This is a genomic window from Thalassospira sp. MCCC 1A01428, from assembly GCF_002115825.1.
Taxonomy (GTDB): Bacteria; Pseudomonadota; Alphaproteobacteria; order Rhodospirillales; family Thalassospiraceae; genus Thalassospira.
Genome location: NZ_JFJZ01000015.1, coordinates 77,865 through 94,910 on the forward strand (window position 1 = coordinate 77,865; position 17,046 = coordinate 94,910).

At 53.9% G+C, this 17,046-nt stretch carries 18 protein-coding genes; 8 read left to right on the forward strand and 10 right to left on the reverse strand.

From position 1 onward, the window contains the following. Positions 1 to 22: 22 nt before the first annotated feature. Positions 23 to 874, reverse strand: coding sequence for a hypothetical protein (locus THS27_RS13430; protein ID WP_085591679.1), 852 nt, complete (start codon positions 872 to 874; stop codon positions 23 to 25). Positions 875 to 1,146: 272 nt separating this feature from the next. Between THS27_RS13430 and THS27_RS13435 the strand changes: the two genes are divergently transcribed. Beyond that, positions 1,147 to 1,911: an SDR family oxidoreductase gene (locus tag THS27_RS13435; protein ID WP_085591681.1), complete on the forward strand. Its 765-nt coding sequence runs from the start codon at positions 1,147 to 1,149 to the stop codon at positions 1,909 to 1,911. Positions 1,912 to 2,063: 152 nt separating this feature from the next. Here the strand turns inward: THS27_RS13435 and rpsU are convergent, their stop codons facing one another. Next, positions 2,064 to 2,267 (reverse strand): 30S ribosomal protein S21, encoded by a 204-nt coding sequence (gene rpsU, locus THS27_RS13440; RefSeq protein WP_007091098.1) that lies wholly within the window; start codon positions 2,265 to 2,267, stop codon positions 2,064 to 2,066. 224 nt (positions 2,268 to 2,491) lie between these two features. Between rpsU and def the strand changes: the two genes are divergently transcribed. Together def and THS27_RS13450 are read left to right on the forward strand one after the other, a co-directional pair. After that, the gene (gene def / locus THS27_RS13445) at positions 2,492 to 3,085 is read left to right on the forward strand and encodes a peptide deformylase (RefSeq protein WP_085591683.1); all 594 of its coding nucleotides are present in this window, start codon (positions 2,492 to 2,494) and stop codon (positions 3,083 to 3,085) included. A gap of 1 nt (position 3,086) precedes the next feature. Continuing rightward, positions 3,087 to 3,788, forward strand: a complete 702-nt coding sequence (locus THS27_RS13450) for a COQ9 family protein (RefSeq protein WP_085591685.1) — start codon at positions 3,087 to 3,089, stop codon at positions 3,786 to 3,788. Between the two features lie 135 nt (positions 3,789 to 3,923). Here the strand turns inward: THS27_RS13450 and THS27_RS13455 are convergent, their stop codons facing one another. The 3 genes from THS27_RS13455 to purE all read right to left on the reverse strand — a co-directional run bounded on the left by THS27_RS13455 (position 3,924) and on the right by purE (position 6,655). Then, positions 3,924 to 4,565, reverse strand: coding sequence for a thermonuclease family protein (locus THS27_RS13455; protein WP_085591687.1), 642 nt, complete (start codon positions 4,563 to 4,565; stop codon positions 3,924 to 3,926). Positions 4,566 to 4,889: 324 nt separating this feature from the next. Further along, a complete protein-coding gene (locus tag THS27_RS13465) occupies positions 4,890 to 5,990 on the reverse strand; it encodes a 5-(carboxyamino)imidazole ribonucleotide synthase (protein WP_085591725.1) in 1,101 nt (366 codons plus the stop codon). 164 nt (positions 5,991 to 6,154) lie between these two features. Further along, positions 6,155 to 6,655: a 5-(carboxyamino)imidazole ribonucleotide mutase gene (gene purE, locus THS27_RS13470; protein ID WP_085591691.1), complete on the reverse strand. Its 501-nt coding sequence runs from the start codon at positions 6,653 to 6,655 to the stop codon at positions 6,155 to 6,157. Between the two features lie 306 nt (positions 6,656 to 6,961). Here purE and THS27_RS13475 point away from each other — a divergent pair, with 306 nt between their 5' ends. Further along, positions 6,962 to 7,837 carry a GGDEF domain-containing protein gene (locus tag THS27_RS13475; protein ID WP_085591693.1) on the forward strand — a complete coding sequence of 292 codons (876 nt, stop codon included), beginning with the start codon at positions 6,962 to 6,964 and terminating at the stop codon, positions 7,835 to 7,837. A 229-nt stretch (positions 7,838 to 8,066) separates the two neighbouring features. Here the strand turns inward: THS27_RS13475 and THS27_RS13480 are convergent, their stop codons facing one another. Continuing rightward, complete coding sequence (locus THS27_RS13480) at positions 8,067 to 8,273, reverse strand: YdcH family protein (protein WP_085591695.1); 207 nt, start codon at positions 8,271 to 8,273, stop codon at positions 8,067 to 8,069. 135 nt (positions 8,274 to 8,408) lie between these two features. Between THS27_RS13480 and THS27_RS13485 the strand changes: the two genes are divergently transcribed. Continuing rightward, positions 8,409 to 9,515: an ATP-dependent 6-phosphofructokinase gene (locus tag THS27_RS13485; RefSeq protein ID WP_085591697.1), complete on the forward strand. Its 1,107-nt coding sequence runs from the start codon at positions 8,409 to 8,411 to the stop codon at positions 9,513 to 9,515. A gap of 109 nt (positions 9,516 to 9,624) precedes the next feature. After that, positions 9,625 to 10,101, forward strand: a complete 477-nt coding sequence (locus THS27_RS13490; protein WP_085591699.1) for a TIGR02444 family protein — start codon at positions 9,625 to 9,627, stop codon at positions 10,099 to 10,101. A gap of 94 nt (positions 10,102 to 10,195) precedes the next feature. Here THS27_RS13490 and THS27_RS13495 read toward each other — a convergent pair whose 3' ends face one another. Both THS27_RS13495 and THS27_RS13500 read right to left on the reverse strand, forming a co-directional pair. Beyond that, complete coding sequence (locus THS27_RS13495; protein ID WP_085591701.1) at positions 10,196 to 10,885, reverse strand: type 1 glutamine amidotransferase domain-containing protein; 690 nt, start codon at positions 10,883 to 10,885, stop codon at positions 10,196 to 10,198. Between the two features lie 215 nt (positions 10,886 to 11,100). Beyond that, complete coding sequence (locus tag THS27_RS13500) at positions 11,101 to 11,703, reverse strand: TetR/AcrR family transcriptional regulator (protein WP_085591703.1); 603 nt, start codon at positions 11,701 to 11,703, stop codon at positions 11,101 to 11,103. 711 nt (positions 11,704 to 12,414) lie between these two features. Here THS27_RS13500 and THS27_RS13505 point away from each other — a divergent pair. Together THS27_RS13505 and THS27_RS13510 are read left to right on the forward strand one after the other, a co-directional pair. After that, positions 12,415 to 12,579, forward strand: coding sequence for a YdcH family protein (locus THS27_RS13505; RefSeq protein WP_085591706.1), 165 nt, complete (start codon positions 12,415 to 12,417; stop codon positions 12,577 to 12,579). A 459-nt stretch (positions 12,580 to 13,038) separates the two neighbouring features. Further along, on the forward strand, positions 13,039 to 14,946 hold the full coding sequence (locus tag THS27_RS13510) for a propionyl-CoA synthetase (RefSeq protein WP_085591708.1): 1,908 nt from the start codon (positions 13,039 to 13,041) through the stop codon (positions 14,944 to 14,946). A gap of 232 nt (positions 14,947 to 15,178) precedes the next feature. Here the strand turns inward: THS27_RS13510 and THS27_RS13515 are convergent, their stop codons facing one another. Both THS27_RS13515 and THS27_RS13520 read right to left on the reverse strand, forming a co-directional pair. Then, the gene (locus THS27_RS13515; RefSeq protein WP_085591710.1) at positions 15,179 to 16,432 is read right to left on the reverse strand and encodes an MFS transporter; all 1,254 of its coding nucleotides are present in this window, start codon (positions 16,430 to 16,432) and stop codon (positions 15,179 to 15,181) included. Continuing rightward, positions 16,429 to 17,025 (reverse strand): N-acetyltransferase family protein, encoded by a 597-nt coding sequence (locus THS27_RS13520; protein WP_371455614.1) that lies wholly within the window; start codon positions 17,023 to 17,025, stop codon positions 16,429 to 16,431. Before THS27_RS13520 ends, THS27_RS13515 begins: the two co-directional genes overlap by 4 nt. Between the last annotated feature and the right edge of the window lie 21 nt (positions 17,026 to 17,046).

Here is a 17,046-nt window from a genome sequence, read left to right on the forward strand (position 1 = left end):
CCGGGTAGGCCGGTTCGGTCTGCTACTTGGCCGGGGCTTTGGTCGTTGTTGTTGTCGGAGCCATTGCGGCGGATGCTGGTTGTGAAGCTGGGGGTGTTGTATCGGAAGTTTGCGGTGACGGTGTGCCATTCGCACCGAGGTGCTCTATTTTGGCGATTTTAGGCGGGTTAGCCTTTTTATAAGCCTTTGCGTCATCGGCAAGGGTGGTTTTCGCCCAGTTTTCGATATCATCTGACAGGGATTTGTCGCCGTCGTTGCCGATGATGGTCAGGGTATAGTCATCCTGGCAGGTGGTGGTGCAGGCAAAATGCAAAATGGCCGTTGCGGTGATTTTGCCTTTGCCGGTGACAATCACAGCGCCCTTTTCCGGGCAGCTATGGGCACGGCAGGCCCCATAAAGCCATAAATCATCGCCGATTTTTTGCCGGATCTGCGGCGGGCCGCTCAAGACCTGGATCATCTGGTCAATCCGGCTGGCATTATTGGCAAGCCAGCTTGATGTGCCCGGGCCGACAAAGGCACCAACACGGTCGGCAAAGCCCTTTGACCAGATCAGTTCATTGGTATCTTCGCATAGCGACATATGATCGCTGTCACAATGTGGCACGGGTGCGGGCGCAGCGTCCTTTGCCGTGCTGGCATTGCCGGTTTTGTCGCTGCCTGTTGTGTCTGACGGGGGACCGGATGTGGGTGTTGCATCGGATGTTGACGTCTTTGCCGCTGGCGCTGCCTGTGGGGATGCACTTTGCGCCAGGGCGGTATTGTCCGGTACGCACAATACCAGTGTCATCACCAATGCCGTGCCCAGCAGGGGGCGCAAAAGGTGAAATTTGCCAGTGTTTGGCAAAATCCGTGTCGGGAGGTGGGGCGGCACGTCATACTCCTGTGATCAGGCATGTCAGCTATGAGAAAGAAGATAGCGTTTCAGCATTTTGATGCAATGGTGTCTTGGCCCGGTGGTCCGGGTTTTAAAAAACAAAACCCACCGTGCCAGTTCAAATACAGGGCCGGGTTTCAGGGAATTGAATACGATTAAAACGCCGCGTCCGAAACTGGCGAGTAGATTTTCGGGGCCTGGCATACCTTTCCACCATCGTTAATTGCACCGCATACCTTCGGGCCGGTGCCGGATGGATTGGAAAGATTATGTTACTTCAAGACAAGGTTGTGATTATCACCGGGGCCAATTCCGGGATCGGCGCGGCATCTGCCAAGCTATTTGCTGCCCAGGGGGCGAAGCTTGTTCTTGGTGCGCGTAATGTTGATCGGCTTGATGCCGTTGTAAGTGAAATTACCGTTGCGGGCGGCGAGGCCTTTGCCCTTGCCGGCGATGTCTGTGACGAGGCTTTCGCCAAGGCGCTGGTCAATGCGGCCATTGGGGAATATGGCGGGCTTGATGTCGGATTTAACAATGCCGGGACGTTGGGATTGCCCGGGGCGCTGGTCGATATTGAACAAGACGACTGGAACCAGACATTGTGCACCAACCTGACCTCGGCAATGTTTGGGGCGAAGCATCAGATGCCCGAAATAGCCAAGCGTGGTGGCGGATCGGTTATTTTTACGTCCACCTTTGTCGGGTATACCATCGGACTGCCGGGCATGACGGCCTATGCCGCCGGCAAAATGGGGCTTATCGGCATGGCGCAATGTCTGGCGGTGGAATATGGCGCGGCAAACGTCCGGGTGAATGCACTTGTCCCGGGCGGAACCGATACGCCGATGGCGGCAAGTTTTGCCAGTGATCCCGAAGCCCGCGCCATGGTCGAAAAGTTCCATGCACTGGGCCGGATTGCCGCCCCCGAAGAGATCGCAAAGGCCGCCCTGTTCCTGGCATCCGATGCGTCGAGTTTTGTTACCGGAACCGCCATGCTGGCCGATGGGGGCAACTCGATCTGCAAAGCAGCCTGATCTGAAATCAGAGGTATAAGGTATAAAAACACAAAACCCGCCAGGCTTGCGCCACGGCGGGTTTCGGCACGGGTCCGATTTTGAAAAATCAAAACTGATTAAGCAAAACCGACCGTACAGTCACGTTCGAGGAACCCCGAAAGTGAAAAAGACTAGAAGCCTTCGCGCTCGATGCGCTTGCGCTCCAGCTTGCGAGAACGACGGACTGCTTCCGCCCCTTCGCGAGCTTTCTTCTCCGACGGCTTTTCAAAGTGACGACGAAGTTTCATCTCACGAAAAATGCCCTCGCGCTGCATCTTTTTCTTAAGCGCCTTCAGAGCCTGATCGACATTGTTGTCGCGAACGATTACCTGCACGGAAACCACGCTCCTTTCAATAATACACAATAAGCCGGAAGGCAGATTTGCCAACCGGATGCTAAAGCGGCCAACATGGCCGTGGCGGTTATATAGTCCAAACCGGATAAAAAGGAAAGAGGGCAGCGTTAGATATCGCGCCTGACGTTGGTTGGAAAATGTTCCGAAGCTTTAATATAAGATTGTTCTTGGCAGCAAACATGGTTTGACCGGATAATAAGCCCATGTCGATATTAAAAATTGCCCGGATGGGCCACCCGGTTTTGCGCAAGGTTGCAGGCCGGGTTGAAAACCCGAACGACCCTGAAATCATTCGCTTAATTGCCGATATGATTGAAACCCTGAAGGATGCTGGCGGTGTTGGCCTGGCAGCCCCGCAGGTGTTTCATTCGTTGGCAGTGATGATATTTTTTGTGCCGCCCAGTCGTGCGAGCGACGATGACGACGAAAGCGAAGTTCCGTTAACCGTGTTGATCAACCCCGAAATTGAACCGGTGGATGACGATGAAAAAGTTGGCGGTTGGGAAGGGTGCCTGTCGATTCCCGGTTTTCAGGGCTATGTGCCGCGCTGGCGCAAAATCCGCTATCGCGGCATTGATGAAAATGGCGACCGGGTGGAAAAGACCGCCAGTGGTTTCCATGCCCGTGTGGTTCAGCATGAATATGATCATTTGATCGGAGTCATGTATCCTGAACGTATGGAAGACATGACCCTGATGGGATTTACCGAAGAATTGCGCCGCGACCCGCCCGATGTTTCGTCTGATAAAGCAGATGCAACCGCGCGCGACCCAGACGATGTGCAACAGGAGAAATAATATGTCGGTTGAGGAAAGTTTCGCCCGTATTGCCCGGCAGCGTGATGATCTGGTGCGTGCCGCCCTGGAGCATGTGGCCTTTGATGGCTGGAGCAAGGTAACCTTGCGCACCGCTGCCGAGGATTTGGGCTGGTCACCTATGGAAGTGGACCGCCTGTTCCCCGGGGGTGTTGGCCAGGTGATTGAACATTATGTGGCATTGACCGATCGTGACATGATGGACCGGCTGGCGGCGATGGATATCAAATCGATGAAAATTCGCCAGCGTATCGGTGCTGCCATTCGGGTACGGCTGGATTTGGCCGAAGCGCACAAGGATGCGGTGCGTGCCGCTGTTGCACATTTGTCCCTGCCGCAAAACCTGCCCAAAAGCTTGCGTATGACGGCCAAAACAGTTGATTTGATGTGGCAGGCGGCAGGCGATACATCGACTGATCATAACTGGTACACAAAACGTGGGCTGTTGGCCGGGGTTTATGGATCAACCCTGATGTACTGGCTGGACGATACATCGGACGGACATCAGGCAACCTGGGAATTTATGGACCGCCGGATTGGCAATGTCATGATGATTCCCAAGGTTAAGGCGAGCCTTGGCAAGGCAGGCAAGGTTGCCGGCACCGGGTTGCGTTTGGGCCGTAAAATAGCATCCTGCGTTCCTACACCGGGCCGCATCGCCCGCCAGTTTGGCGGTGTGCGGTAAGTTTGGTTTGCAGGCCGCCTGTCTGGCTTGGCCGGTTTTAACCCGATAAACAAAACCCCGTTCCCGATTTACCCGGGAACGGGGTTTTGTTTTAGGTCGTGCTCAGGATGCAGGGCGTTTGTTCGTTCGCGCCGCTCAGGGCATTAAAAAACTGATCAGGGTTCGGTCCGGTTCCTGCTGGGCTTTCATTTCGGCGGCAAGGTCGACATTGAAAATGGCGTTGCGAATGGCAGCCTTGGCACCGGGGCTGGTAACGGTTTCGGATTTTTTGGTTGCAGCAATCAGCGATGCGGGCGGGGTGCCCATCCACATGCCTTTGTGGTTGTCGCGGGCAAAATTCTGATCGGCGATATAGGTTTTGCAACGGGCATAGGTGTCGCATACATTCATATCAACCATTGCCCATCCGGCGCGTAAAATCAGGCGGTTCAGGTCACTTTGGCCGATATGGCATTCGGTCAGCATCGGGAAAAGCTGGCTGTCGGATACTTTTTCGCACGAAACGGCGTAATCCTGGACAATTCGGCGCACGGCCTGGGCGGCGGCATCACCACATTGAAACGAGATGTTATCTGCCCTGCAAACCGTGCCGGGTTGCGGCGCGCGAATGCCAAACAAATCGACTGCCATGGCACCAAACAAAAGTTGGTCCCCGCGAAGGACAGTGGGGAAACCCGCTGCGCCCGGATTAAATGAACTTGCCCGTGCGACCCCGCCAATGCCGGGGGCAAGCAGGATCGCCATCAGGATTGCCAGCGTGGAGAAAAGTTTTTGCATCGTCCGTTGCCTCACATATGACCTGCCAGGATATCAGCAAAAGCAATGCCAGTTTTGGCAGGCAGATTATGCCGCCCTGGAAATGTTCGCTGATGTGCCGGTTTTAAGGGAGCAGGCCAAGTATCGCAGTGTTGCCAAACGCTGCAAAACCGCCATTGGCAGTGGGGGCTGGATAAAACGGGGTAGGGGATGATGGCCCGATGCAAGTTGGCGGGTTATTTGGGCGGGATGTTTATGGTTATAAAAATACCCCGCAACCCGGGTAACGGGGCGACGGGGTATTGTCTTTGCCAAGGGGCATATCGCCCGGTAACGCGGGTTGCTTTATTTTGCAGTTTTTGCCGGGCGTAGCCAGGTGACATGGCCCATTTTACGGCCCGGTTTGGCCTCGGCCTTGCCATATAGGTGCAGTTTGGCATCCGGGTCGGACAAAATTGCCTGCCAGGCATCAATGTCGTCGCCTAGCAAATTTTTCATTTCCGCGTCGGAATGGTTGGCCGGGTCGCCCAGTGGCAGGCCGCATACCGCACGGATGAACTGTTCAAACTGGCTGGTAACACAGGCATCAATCGTCCAGTGGCCGGAATTATGCGGGCGCGGGGCCACTTCGTTGACCAGCAGTTTGCCATCGCGGGTCACGAACATTTCAACGGCCAGAAGGCCGATAAATTCCATTTTTTCGGCCAGTGTTTTGGCAATTTTTTCGGCTTCTGCGCGCAGGGACGCGCGGATTTGTGCCGGCGCAATCGTGACATCAAGGATGTGGTTGGCATGGCGGTTTTCTACCGGGCAAAAACAGGCCATTTTGCCATCAATGCCACGGGCGACGATGACAGACAATTCCCGTTCAAAATCGACAAAACCTTCGAGAATGGCTTCGCTGCCATTCATGTCGACCCAGGCAGACGCAAGGTTAGTGTCGTCGGTGATTTTTACCTGCCCTTTGCCGTCATAGCCCATTTCCGTGGTTTTTAAGACCGACGGGCGACCCAGTTTTTCAACTGCGGCTTCAAGGTCAGCCAGGGAACGGACAGCGGCAAATGGGGCTGTGCCAACGCCATGTTCGTTGCAGAAGGTTTTTTCGCGCAAACGGTTTTGTGAAATATGCAGGCATTGCCACCCCGGGCGCACCGGCACCATGCCCGACAACAATTTGACGGCATCGTAAGGGACATTTTCAAATTCAAATGTCACGACGTCAACGCTGTTGGCAAAGTCTTTAAGTGCTGTGAAATCGGTATAGTCGGCAACGGTTGCCTTGTCGCACACCTGCTGCGTCGGGCTGTCTTTTCCGGGGCCAAAGACATGCACGCGGTATCCCAGTTCGGCAGCACAAAGGGCCGCCATGCGGCCCAGTTGACCGTTGCCCATAATGCCAATGGTGCCACCGGGGGCGATAATGCGTTTGTCAAAATCAGGGGTCATGAAATCCTCGGATCGGAAAGGCGGGCGCGAACGGGTTATTTGCGGATCGGCCAATTGATTTATGCACATGATAACGGTTCGTGCGCGATGGCAATATATAATGTCAGCTGCAAAAAGGAATATATGCAAAAATGGCGCATCACCCGATGCGCCATAATGCAATGTCAGATTGCGGGATTAACCGGTTCCTCGGCAACCGCATCAGTCTGGCTTTGACGCCAGGCATCCAGACGGTTTGCCAGGTCATCATCCATCAGGGCCATGATGCCCGCAGCCATAAGACCGGCATTTTTTGCCCCTGCTGCCCCAATTGCCAATGTGCCCACCGGTATACCACCTGGCATTTGCACAATCGATAGCAGGCTGTCCAGACCCTTAAGCGCGCGGCTTTGCACCGGAACGCCCAGAACGGGAAGTGGCGTCATGGCGGCAGCCATGCCGGGCAAATGTGCGGCCCCGCCTGCGCCGGCAATGATCACTTTCAAACCACGGGATTTTGCCGTTTTGGCATACTCAACCAGACGGTCCGGGGTGCGATGAGCCGAAACGATTTTCGTTTCATAGGCGACCCCCAGCGTATCAAGAATATCGGCGGCATTTTTCATGGTTTCCCAGTCGGACTGGCTGCCCATGATAATGCCGATTGCCGGACGAGGGTCGCTCATGATGGGGCTCCGTTTGTATGACGTAATTTGCGAAGGCCCGCATTATAGGGAGGTCGTAACGCCATGCAAGCATGACACCGTGAATAAGAGGCCAAAATTGCGCAAAACCGGCAAAATTGCTCAATGGGTGCTGGTTTATACGATATGTCCTTATTTTTGCCGAAATGTCAGTCCACCCTCCCAAGGGTTGAATATCTATCAGTATAGTATGTCTGTAATGGATTTCTACCGTAAGATGTTATAAGATGCAGTGTGGAAGAGTGCCATGCAGGCCATTCCAAAACGCAGGTAGCGCGAGAACCCGACATGAAAGTCACCGAGGCAAGGATGGCATCGTCATCCTTTGGGGCCGGTTCAGAGGGACGGAACCCCGCCGCACAACAGGCAGTCCATGCGACGCAGGCATATGGCCGTGCCACCCCGGGTGGCCGCGAAGAAAGCTATTCGTTGAGTGACAGCCTTGATGGCCGCGATGGCAACAAGGGTGGTTCGGGCAGTGACGGTTCATCGTCGGGTGGCGGGCAAGGCAATAATGCAGGCCGAACCCCAATGGACCCGGCCAATCTTTTAGGGATTCCATCAGAACAGATTACACCTGCCGTTGAGCGTGCGTTGTCGCGGTTAATGACACGGGTTGATACGCTGGTAACGCAACTTGAAACGGTGCAAAAGCACCAGCAGGAACTTGCCCGGCGATCTTCGCAGGACCCGTTTACCGGCCTGTTGTCGCGACCCTCCTTTATGCAGATTCTGGAAAACGAAATTTCGGTTTCGCCACCGCCGGTTTCACCGCGTTGCTTGCTGTTATGCGAAATTGCCGATCTGGAAAATCTTTCCAAAACCTATGGTCAATCGTGCAAGGATGCGATGATCGCCCAGTTGGCCGAGTTTTTAACCGTTTATATTCAGCCGCCGCATCAGTTGGGGTATCTGGGGTGCAACGATTTTGCCGCCCTGTTGTATAACGTTGATGCCGCCGAGGGATGGCGCCGGTCACAGGCAATTGGCGAACAATTGCAGCGCGCCTCATATTTCTGGGACGGGCAACTGGTGGATTATCGTTTGGTGTTCGGGGTTTATCAAATTGGCCCGGGCGAGAGCGTAACCACTGTTATGGGCGGGGTAGACCGGGAATTGCGGTGGTCGATGGCACAGTTTTCCGGCAATCACCTGCCAGAATAAAGCGAACGCACGGTTGAAATATACCCGTCAGCCGGTGATTTGAGTTCCTGTGGCGAGTGCGCGTGTGGCATGTTTTTACACTGGCGGCCCGGGTGTGGTGCACGGAAGCATTTGCGCACAGCTGGGCAATATCGCGGATATTGCCAAAACGGAACATAAGCCAGTTACACAGTTTTATTCGTAAAACCGGCCGGAACAGCATCTGGCGGTGTGGTTTTGCGTGGGCAGATCAGGCAATGATGTCGGGCAGAATTTGCGACTCGGCATATCGGATCTCGTCCTTTAACGCCAGTTTCCGCTTTTTTAACCGAACCAGACGCAACTGGTCATGGCGCGGATTGCTCGCCATTTCGGTAATGGCGACATCCAGGTCGCGGTGTTCCTCGCGCAGAGTAGCCAATTTTTTTTCAATCTCGATCTGATTGATTTCGTCCATTTTTGATCCAGCTTATTTATCAACGCGAACTGCCTGTAATACTATCAGAAAGCGGGCGTGAACCCACACGAATAATGTGCGGCCTCCATCGTGCGCCCGGCAAAAGCGATGGAAAACAGCAACGGGAGATGTTTGATGCGGATCGGAATTTTAACCAGCGGTGGTGATTGCGCGGGGTTGAATGCGGTAATTCTGGCCGTGGTGCGCCGCGCTGTGCTGGGATATGGCTGGGACGTTGTGGGAATCCGCCAGGGGTCACATGGCTTGTTGCAACGCCCGCCTGCGGTGATGCCACTTAACGATTATGTAAATAACGATGGTATGTTGCGGCTGGGTGGCACCATTTTGGGGACAATTAACAAGGGGAATCCGTTTCATTACCCGATGCCGGACGGTAGTTTTTCCGATCGCTCCGATGAAGTCATTGCCGGATATGAGGCCCTTGGTCTGGATGCGCTTATCGGGATTGGCGGGGATGGCAGTATGGCAATTTTGCGCGAACTGGCGCAAAAAGGCGGGATTAACCTGGTTGGGATTCCAAAAACCATCGACAATGATCTGGCCCATACCGAATATTCGGTGGGCTTTACCACTGCGGTCAATGTGGCGGTGGATGCATTGGACCGGCTGCAACCAACAGCCGCCTCGCACGAACGGATCATGATTTTGGAGGTTATGGGCCGCGATGCGGGGCATATTGCCCTGTTTGCCGGGATAGCCGGAGGTGCCGACGCCATTTTGATACCGGAGATGGATTATGATTTGGAAGATTTGGCCCGGCATTGCTTAAACATTCGCAAGCGCGGACGTAACCATGCCCTGGTGATTGTTGCCGAAGCCATTAAAACCGATCAGGGCGAAGCTGTGGTTTCCGGGCATGACGGGCAAAAGGCACGGTATGGCGGGGTTGGCCATTGGCTGGCCGAAAAACTTGGCGACAGGACCGGGTGGGAAACGCGGGTAACGGTATTGGGCCATTTACAACGGGGGGGCACACCATCACCGCGGGACCGGCTGGTTGCATCAACCTTTGGTGTTCATGCCGTCGACCTGATTGCCCAGGGTAAATTTGACCGTGTGGTGGCGTGGCAACAGCGCCGGGTGGTGGATGTACCGATGGCCGATGTTATTACAGGGCCGCGTCTGGTTGATACCGGGGAAACAATGGTTTCAACGGCCATTGGCCTGGGAGCCTATATGGGAACGCCGCCCAAAACGAAAAGAGCCGCGAAAACCGTGTAAAGTAATGATAGGATATTACGGTAAATGAACCAAATTTACCGTAATATCAAAATATCAAAAAACCGGTTTGCCCGATATAAACGTGGCAGCCAGAACAGGGCCGAGCAAAATGGACGCGAAAGGGTTATGGAAGTTTACGGTCGCCTTTTACGGGCGGCCGGGAATTGCCCCTATGTGCCTGTCATTACAGGAAAAATGTGGGCTGGATGTTAATTTGTTGCTGTTTTTGGCCTGGTTGGGCCTGCAAGACAAGGCTCCCCATAGTATTTCGGCCCTAGAAGATGCGGTGCGGGCCTGGCGCGACAATGTGATTTCGCCGCTTCGAACGACACGGCGCTATTTGCGCGACGATCCGTCGGTCGGGGTCCAGGCCCTGCGCGAACAGCTCAAAAAAGACGAACTTGTTGCCGAACGGCTGGAGCAGGAACTGCTATGTGCTGCGGTTGAAACCATAGAAGCCAATCAGGACAGGACGGCCCCCCTCCGCGCCTATCTGTCGCCGTCCCGGTTTGATTTGACCCAGGATGAATGTAATGAAGCCCTGCGTTTCCTGATTGGCAAGCTACCACCCCGGCTTGAGGGATAATGGTGTAAACGGGACTAAGGGGGAGCGTTTGGCCGGTAAAATGCAAGTTCTGCCGGGGCGGTTGTTTGCTCGACGATCAGGGCGGCAGAGCCCGTTATTTTGGGGGCTGCGCCAGGGTGGCGAGGGCCATAATAGCTGTTTCCTTTGACGATGCCGGGTTTTGACCCGTGATCAGTTTGCCTTCTGCCACAACATACATACCCCAGTCATCGCCAGCAGAATAAAGGCCACCCTTTTCCTTCAGAACGTCTTCGACCAGATAAGGCACAACATCGGTCAGGCCAACGCCTGCTTCTTCGGAATTGGTAAAGCCGGTTACTTTTTTGCCTGCAACAAGCGGGGTGCCGTCGGGTGCCTTGACATCGCGCAGAACGCCAGGGGCATGGCAGACAAGTGCTACGACTTTGCCCGCAGCATAGGCACTTTCAAGCAGGGCAACAGAATTACGGTCTTCGGTCAGGTCCCACAGGGGGCCGTGGCCACCGGGGTAGAAAACGATGTCATAATCATCGTGTGAAACATTGGCCAGCTTTACAGTGTTGCCAAGGGTCGCCATTGCGGTGGCGTCTGCTTCAAAACGGCGGGTGTCATCGGTTTGAAAGTCAGGCTCGTTGCTTTTGGGATCCAGCGGCGGGCGGCCTCCTTTGGGCGAAGCCAGGGTAATTTCAGCCCCCGCATTTTTGAAAACATAATAAGGGGCGGCAAGTTCCTCGATCCAGAAGCCGGTTTTTTTGCCGGTGTTTCCCAGTGTGTCATGCGAGGTCAATACCATGAGGACTTTCATATCTTTGTTCCCTTTCTGGGGTTGTAAACTGTGCAGAGCAATGGTTTTACCGTTGTCCTGCGAATGATCCCGGGTTTTCGGGGATTGGAAGCGGCCCGAAACGGCTTTTTTCAGGGGTGTCTTAAGGGCCTAAAAATAGACCGGTCGTCTAATGTGGTGGTAAATAACAAAGAAAAGTTATGCTACCCTCTGACAGGGTGGCGGGGGCCTTGCTTTTACAAAGTGTCTTGTCGTAACTGCAGTTGTGTTGTCGCCATCGCGGCTTTTAACGGGCTGTCATCCTTTGTTATTTTCGCCATTACGCTGGCCCCCAGCCACGACTGATACAGGGCCTGGGCCAAGGGGGCCGGATCTGCGTTTATGGCAAGGGACCCATCTTTAATGCCTTCGGCAATTATTCCAGCCAGTCGGCTGATAATTTTGCCCGTGCCATGTAACAAAACAACCCGCATGGCTTCGGACAGGTCGGCGACTTCGGCAGCAAGTTTCACAACCAGACATTTGCTTTGCGGGTCGCATGTCGTTTGTGACGTTAGCCAGTTTTGCCAATATAGCATCAGCCGCTTCGCGCCGGTTAAACCTGGCTGGCCGAACAGTTCGTCCATACCTTTCAGGTAACGATCAAAATAGCGTTGCAGCATGGCTTCGCCAAATGCATCCTTCGACTGGAAATAGTGATAGAAGGAGCCTTTGGGGACACTTGCGGCCGCAAGGATTTCGTTTAATCCGACTGCGGAAAAGCCTTTGCCGCTCATGATTGTCTGGGCGGTATCGAGGATCTTGTCGCGAATGTCGGTGCTTTTCGTGTCGGTTTTCATAACCGCAGATATAGCGGCGATTAGACCAGTCGTCTATAGCTTTTTTAAAGATTTTTAAAAAGTGATAATACCCCGGCTTTGTCCCCGTCAGGCGTTACGTATTTAAACAGGGAAATGCCGGGTTTCCGGTGTTTGTTGCATCTGTACTGCATTGGCCGGGAGGTGATGCCAATGCGCGATGTAAACCGGGGGGATCAATCCTCTTTCATTGATCATTGTGATATTGGCCGTTTGTTTGAGGTTACGATGAGGGGAATACCAGTGATGCGGTTGGCCTTGTCGGCTCGGTAAAAATGCGACTCGATACTTTTGGGTGGATTAGTGGGGCGTCATTGTCCTTCTTTGCCTTGAAAATAAGGGTGTGAAGCAGATTATAGACTTTAACGAAGCCAATCGGACAGTGATGTTTCATTTGAGTGACAGCTTTGATTTTCCCGCATTTTTCTGTGATGTGCCGATGTATTTTGTGGGGCGGAGAGCAAAACCGGACCGCGACAGGGTGGCGGTGTGTTTTTAGATAATTTCAAAAAATTCTGTTTAGGTGAAAACGGCTGAACCCCCTGAAACACCGCCAATTATTGGCAGTTTTGCGACAGGTTGTTAGGGCGAGGGCATAAAAATTGAACGATTTGTGCGCGGAAAGGCTGGCAATCACGTTACAGAATTACTACCATTTTGTTGTGGGCAATATCAGGAATGAGGAGTAGGCGAATGAGCGTTCAATCCCATATCGAAGCTCTTACTGCCAAACATGCCACGCTCGAACATGAACTCCATACGGAGCAGTGTCGACCGTCCCCTGATTTATCGCGAATCTCAAGTATCAAACGGCGCAAACTTGAAATCAAAGACGAGATTAACCGGATCACTCACTGACAAAGGATGATGCAGTTCCCGGTGGACCGGGCACAGGTTTGAACCAGCCAGGGTGCCCTCTGCCGATGTAAAGAACGACCCCTTTTACTTTTCGCCGCCTCCGGTTTGTGCCCACGCCGTGAGGCGGCAACTATGTTTAGCCGATGAATTGCCGGCTAAAAAATCAGCTGCCATTTTACAATGCTCCGCGGATTTTAGGTGCCGTGGCCCGGCGTTTTTAAATTGGCTCAGCCCAGTTATTTCCCCATCCCGCCTTTGTGCGTTTGGCACCTTTGCATCATTCCAGATTACCCTGATCGGAATCGACCAATGTCTAAGGGATGTTTTATCCGTAAATAGGTATTATAATGCGGAATTAACGGGCCATCACGAAACCGGTATTGTCTTTGTATCAGGAGGCAGAAAAACCGGTCATGAAAAAATGGTCAAAATGACCGCCAAGCGGGAGGAACAATACTAATGCCGGGTTGCTATCAGGATGTTTACGCCCATTCAATTACCGATCGCGATGCCTTTTGGGCCGAGGCCGCCAATGCCCTGTCGTGGGATAAAAAATGGGATCAGGTTGTTGATGTAACAGCCAAACCTGCCGCCCGCTGGTTTGGCGGGGGCATTATCAATACCTGTTTTAACGCGCTGGATCGCCATATTGATGATGGCCGGGGCGACCAGAATGCCCTGATATATGATAGCCCGGTTACCGATACTGTAAGCCACTATACCTATCGCGAATTGCGCGATGAGGTGGCGCTGTTGGCTGGTGCCATGCAGGCGCACGGTGTGGGCAAGGGTGATCTGGTTATTTTGTATATGCCCATGATCCCGCAGGCGGCGATGGCAATGCTGGCCTGTGCGCGGATCGGGGCGATCCATTCAGTGGTGTTTGGCGGTTTTGCCGCGCACGAACTGGCGACCCGCATTAATGACGCCAAACCGAAAATGATGCTGTCGGCCAGTTGCGGGATCGAGGGCAGCCGTGTGATTGCCTATAAACCGCTGCTGGACCGCGCAATTGAACAGGCAACCCACAAACCCGATGCTGTTTTTGTATGGCAGCGGCCCCAGGCCCAGGCGGAAATGACTGCCGGGCGCGATTTTGACTGGCAGGATGAATGCGCCAAAGCCACCCCGGCAAATTGTGTGCCGGTGGCCGCAACCGACCCGCTTTATGTTTTATACACATCGGGCACCACCGGGCAGCCCAAAGGGGTTGTGCGTGACAATGGCGGCCACATGGTGGCTTTGCACTGGTCGATGAAAAACATTTACGGCGTTTCGGCAGGCGATGTTTTCTGGGCTGCATCCGATGTTGGCTGGGTCGTGGGGCATTCCTATATTGTTTACGGGCCGCTTCTGGCGGGTTGCACCACCGTTATGTATGAAGGCAAACCGGTGGGAACCCCCGATGCCGGGGCGTATTGGCGGGTGATTTCGCAACATGGGGTAAAGGCGTTGTTTACCGCCCCAACAGCGTTTCGTGCCATCAAGCGCGATGACCCCAATGCCGAACTTTTGAAAAATTATGATCTTTCGTGTTTCGATGCGCTGTATCTGGCAGGTGAACGCTCGGACCCCGATACATTGCAATGGGCAGAACGGCATTTGCACGTACCAGTGATTGATCACTGGTGGCAAACCGAAACCGGCTGGCCGATTTGTGCCAATCCGCGCGGGATTGAATTATTACCAATCAAATATGGCTCGCCCACGGTCGCGGTTTGCGGTTGGGAAGTGCAGGTCGTTGATGAAGGTGGCCGGGAATTGCCAAAGGGTAAAATTGGTGCCCTGGTTGCGAAATTGCCGTTACCACCGGGAACCCTGCCAACCCTGTGGCAAAATGACGACCGGTTTGTTTCATCCTACCTGGCGGAATATCCCGGTTATTACGCCACTGGTGATGCCGGTTTTATTGATGAAGATGGCTATATTTATGTCATGTCGCGTACCGATGACATTATCAATGTCGCAGGGCACCGTTTATCGACCGGGGCGATGGAAGAAGTTTTATCGGGCCATCAGGACGTTGCCGAATGTGCAGTTATTGGTGTGCATGATGATCTTAAAGGCCAGGTGCCGTTGGGCTTTATGGTGTTAAAGGCCGGGGTCAACCGCGCCGATAGCGACATTATCGCCGAGGTGATTGCCATGGTTCGCGACCAGATTGGCCCGGTTGCCGCCTTTAAACAGGCAACAATCGTGGACCGCTTGCCCAAAACCCGGTCGGGCAAAATTTTGCGCCGGACCATGCGTTCGATTGCCGATGGCGAGGCTTATAAAACACCGGCCACAATAGATGACCCGGGTATTTTGCCTGAAATTACCGATGCCCTGCGTGATATCGGCTATGCCCGTGACGGGGCAAGTTAACCATCGTTATCTACCTGTTTACAGCAGGAAGGCCAAGACCGGACCGGGAGTTTTTAAGGGGTGATTTCCCCGGTCAGGCTGGTTGCTGTCATGTTTGGCAATATCGTTTATGCGGTTCTGCTTATGCCTTGCTGGCCCCGGTTTTATGCCGGGCAATTTATGGTCCCGTTCGGGCCTGTCCCACCTGCACACCCTTGTTGGGCCCGAATACCCTTGACCGTCCGCTACCCGTTTAGGGGCGGGCGGTTTTTTTATGACGGGTGATATATAAATACAATATCAGCGATGCCAGAAACGCCCCGCCTGACAGGGTAATCAAAATGATCATAGCCGACGATGCGCCAAACCGGTTTATGGCCATTGCAAACAGCGACGGTGCCAATGCTGATAAAACAAAACCCGGTAATAAGAGCGTGCCCACCTGTTTGCCATAGTGGCTGCTATCAAAAATCAGCAAGGGTAATGTTCCCCGTGTGATGGTCAGTACCCCGTTGGCGGCCCCGAAAGACACTGCAAAAACTGCGGCAGGCCACAGTGAAATACCCGCAGCCAACCCCACGATGAATGACAGAACCAGCAATAACGAGGCGCAGACGGTAACCACAGCCGGGCTGATGTGATGCCCAAACAGGGTATCGGCCAGTCGTGATGCCAGTTGCCCGAACCCACGCAAACTGGCGATGTTAATCGCCTGCGCACCAATCAGCCCCAGCCCCGCCAGAAGGGCAATCATGTGGGCTGACATTGCTGCGTTGATAATATTCATCAGCGACATGATTGTGGCATATAGCACGCCGCACACCAGTTGTTGATGTTTTGTAAGGACCGGGATGCCCGCAGGCGCAAGGGGAGTGTGAGGGCGCTTTTCATCTGGTTGGGCCGCTTGAGTGTGATGCGGTATTGGGGCGACGTGACCCTTTGCCGTATTGGTTCCCGTGCCCGATGGCAGGGATAAATGTAGCGGAAAGGTTAGCAATGCAAACCCGGCATAGCTTAAAAGGGCAACGGTCAGGCCAAACTGAACGTCAATATAATGTCCCAGCGGCCAGAATACGGTGGAGGCCAATCCGCCAAACAGCGTGACTTGCCCCATGCTACGCCGCGCGGCAATGCCACCGAGGCGGGCCAATGTCGCAAATGCAGCGTCATATAATGTAAGTCGCATGGCAATGCCCAGTAAAACCCACGCCAGAAAATAGAAGCCAAGGTTACCGGCAAAGGCAAGGGTTATGCAGCCTGCCACATGAAAAAGCGACCCGGCCGCCATCACCAGGCGCCCACCGTGGTGGTCAATCAGTTTGCCACAGAGCGGCGAGACGGCCCCCATCACCAGCAACGACAGCGAAAAACCGCCATAAATAATGGTGTCACTCCAGCCGTGCTGTTGTGCAAGTCGGCTACCAAAATTTCCAATCAGGTAATAGGCCGTTCCCCAACTGATCAATTGTGCAATGCCAAGCCGGATCACCAGACCTGCGCTGATCATTTTGCCCGTGTGGGCGAAGATGTGGGGCAGGGGGCATTGGCGGGGCCAGCGGCAGAAAGGGCTGCAGGTTCCTGGGGTGCGGGGATTACGGGTGTGGTTGATTTTAACGGGCGCTGCATTAAAACGGAATCTAGCCAGCGGCCAAATTTATAACCCACATTGTAAAATGTGCCGCTGGGTTGAAACCCGTGCTTGCGATGAAGGGCAATAGAACCATAATTCTGGCTGTCGCCAATCGCGGCGACCATTTGCCGCCATGGCCCGGCATCGCACCGTTCTATCAGGCTGGTGATTAAAAGGCTGCCAATGCCTTTGCCCTGATGGGCGGGGGAGACATAAATCGAATCTTCTACCGTATGGCGATAGGCTGTGCGGGGGCGATATGGCCCGGCATAGGCATAGCCACATAAATCACCGGTGGTTTCCTCAACCGCAACCAGATAGGGAAAGCCACCCGCGATTAGCGCTTGCTGGCGTTTGGCAAGTTCGTTTTCGTCCGGGGCGATTTCTTCGAACGAGGCTGTGCCTTCCAAAACCGCCTGCCGGTAAATTGCGGTAATTGCCGGAATATCAAAAACGGTTGCATCACGCACGGTAATCCCCCCATTTTTAAC

Excerpts from the sequence above, each read along its gene's own strand:
- THS27_RS13465 (WP_085591725.1), bottom strand. The coding sequence starts at position 5,990 with ATGACCCCTGATTTTGACAAACGCATTATCGCCCCCGGTGGCACCATT.
- def (WP_085591683.1), top strand. The coding sequence starts at position 2,492 with ATGTCGATATTAAAAATTGCCCGGATGGGCCACCCGGTTTTGCGCAAG.
- THS27_RS13495 (WP_085591701.1), bottom strand. The coding sequence starts at position 10,885 with ATGAAAGTCCTCATGGTATTGACCTCGCATGACACACTGGGAAACACC.
- THS27_RS13480 (WP_085591695.1), bottom strand. The coding sequence starts at position 8,273 with ATGGACGAAATCAATCAGATCGAGATTGAAAAAAAATTGGCTACTCTG.
- THS27_RS13500 (WP_085591703.1), bottom strand. The coding sequence starts at position 11,703 with ATGAAAACCGACACGAAAAGCACCGACATTCGCGACAAGATCCTCGAT.
- THS27_RS13510 (WP_085591708.1), top strand. The coding sequence starts at position 13,039 with ATGCCGGGTTGCTATCAGGATGTTTACGCCCATTCAATTACCGATCGC.
- THS27_RS13450 (WP_085591685.1), top strand. The coding sequence starts at position 3,087 with ATGTCGGTTGAGGAAAGTTTCGCCCGTATTGCCCGGCAGCGTGATGAT.
- THS27_RS13455 (WP_085591687.1), bottom strand. The coding sequence starts at position 4,565 with ATGCAAAAACTTTTCTCCACGCTGGCAATCCTGATGGCGATCCTGCTT.
- purE (WP_085591691.1), bottom strand. The coding sequence starts at position 6,655 with ATGAGCGACCCTCGTCCGGCAATCGGCATTATCATGGGCAGCCAGTCC.
- THS27_RS13515 (WP_085591710.1), bottom strand. The coding sequence starts at position 16,432 with ATGATCAGCGCAGGTCTGGTGATCCGGCTTGGCATTGCACAATTGATC.
- THS27_RS13485 (WP_085591697.1), top strand. The coding sequence starts at position 8,409 with ATGCGGATCGGAATTTTAACCAGCGGTGGTGATTGCGCGGGGTTGAAT.
- THS27_RS13490 (WP_085591699.1), top strand. The coding sequence starts at position 9,625 with ATGGACGCGAAAGGGTTATGGAAGTTTACGGTCGCCTTTTACGGGCGG.
- THS27_RS13435 (WP_085591681.1), top strand. The coding sequence starts at position 1,147 with ATGTTACTTCAAGACAAGGTTGTGATTATCACCGGGGCCAATTCCGGG.
- THS27_RS13505 (WP_085591706.1), top strand. The coding sequence starts at position 12,415 with ATGAGCGTTCAATCCCATATCGAAGCTCTTACTGCCAAACATGCCACG.
- THS27_RS13475 (WP_085591693.1), top strand. The coding sequence starts at position 6,962 with ATGAAAGTCACCGAGGCAAGGATGGCATCGTCATCCTTTGGGGCCGGT.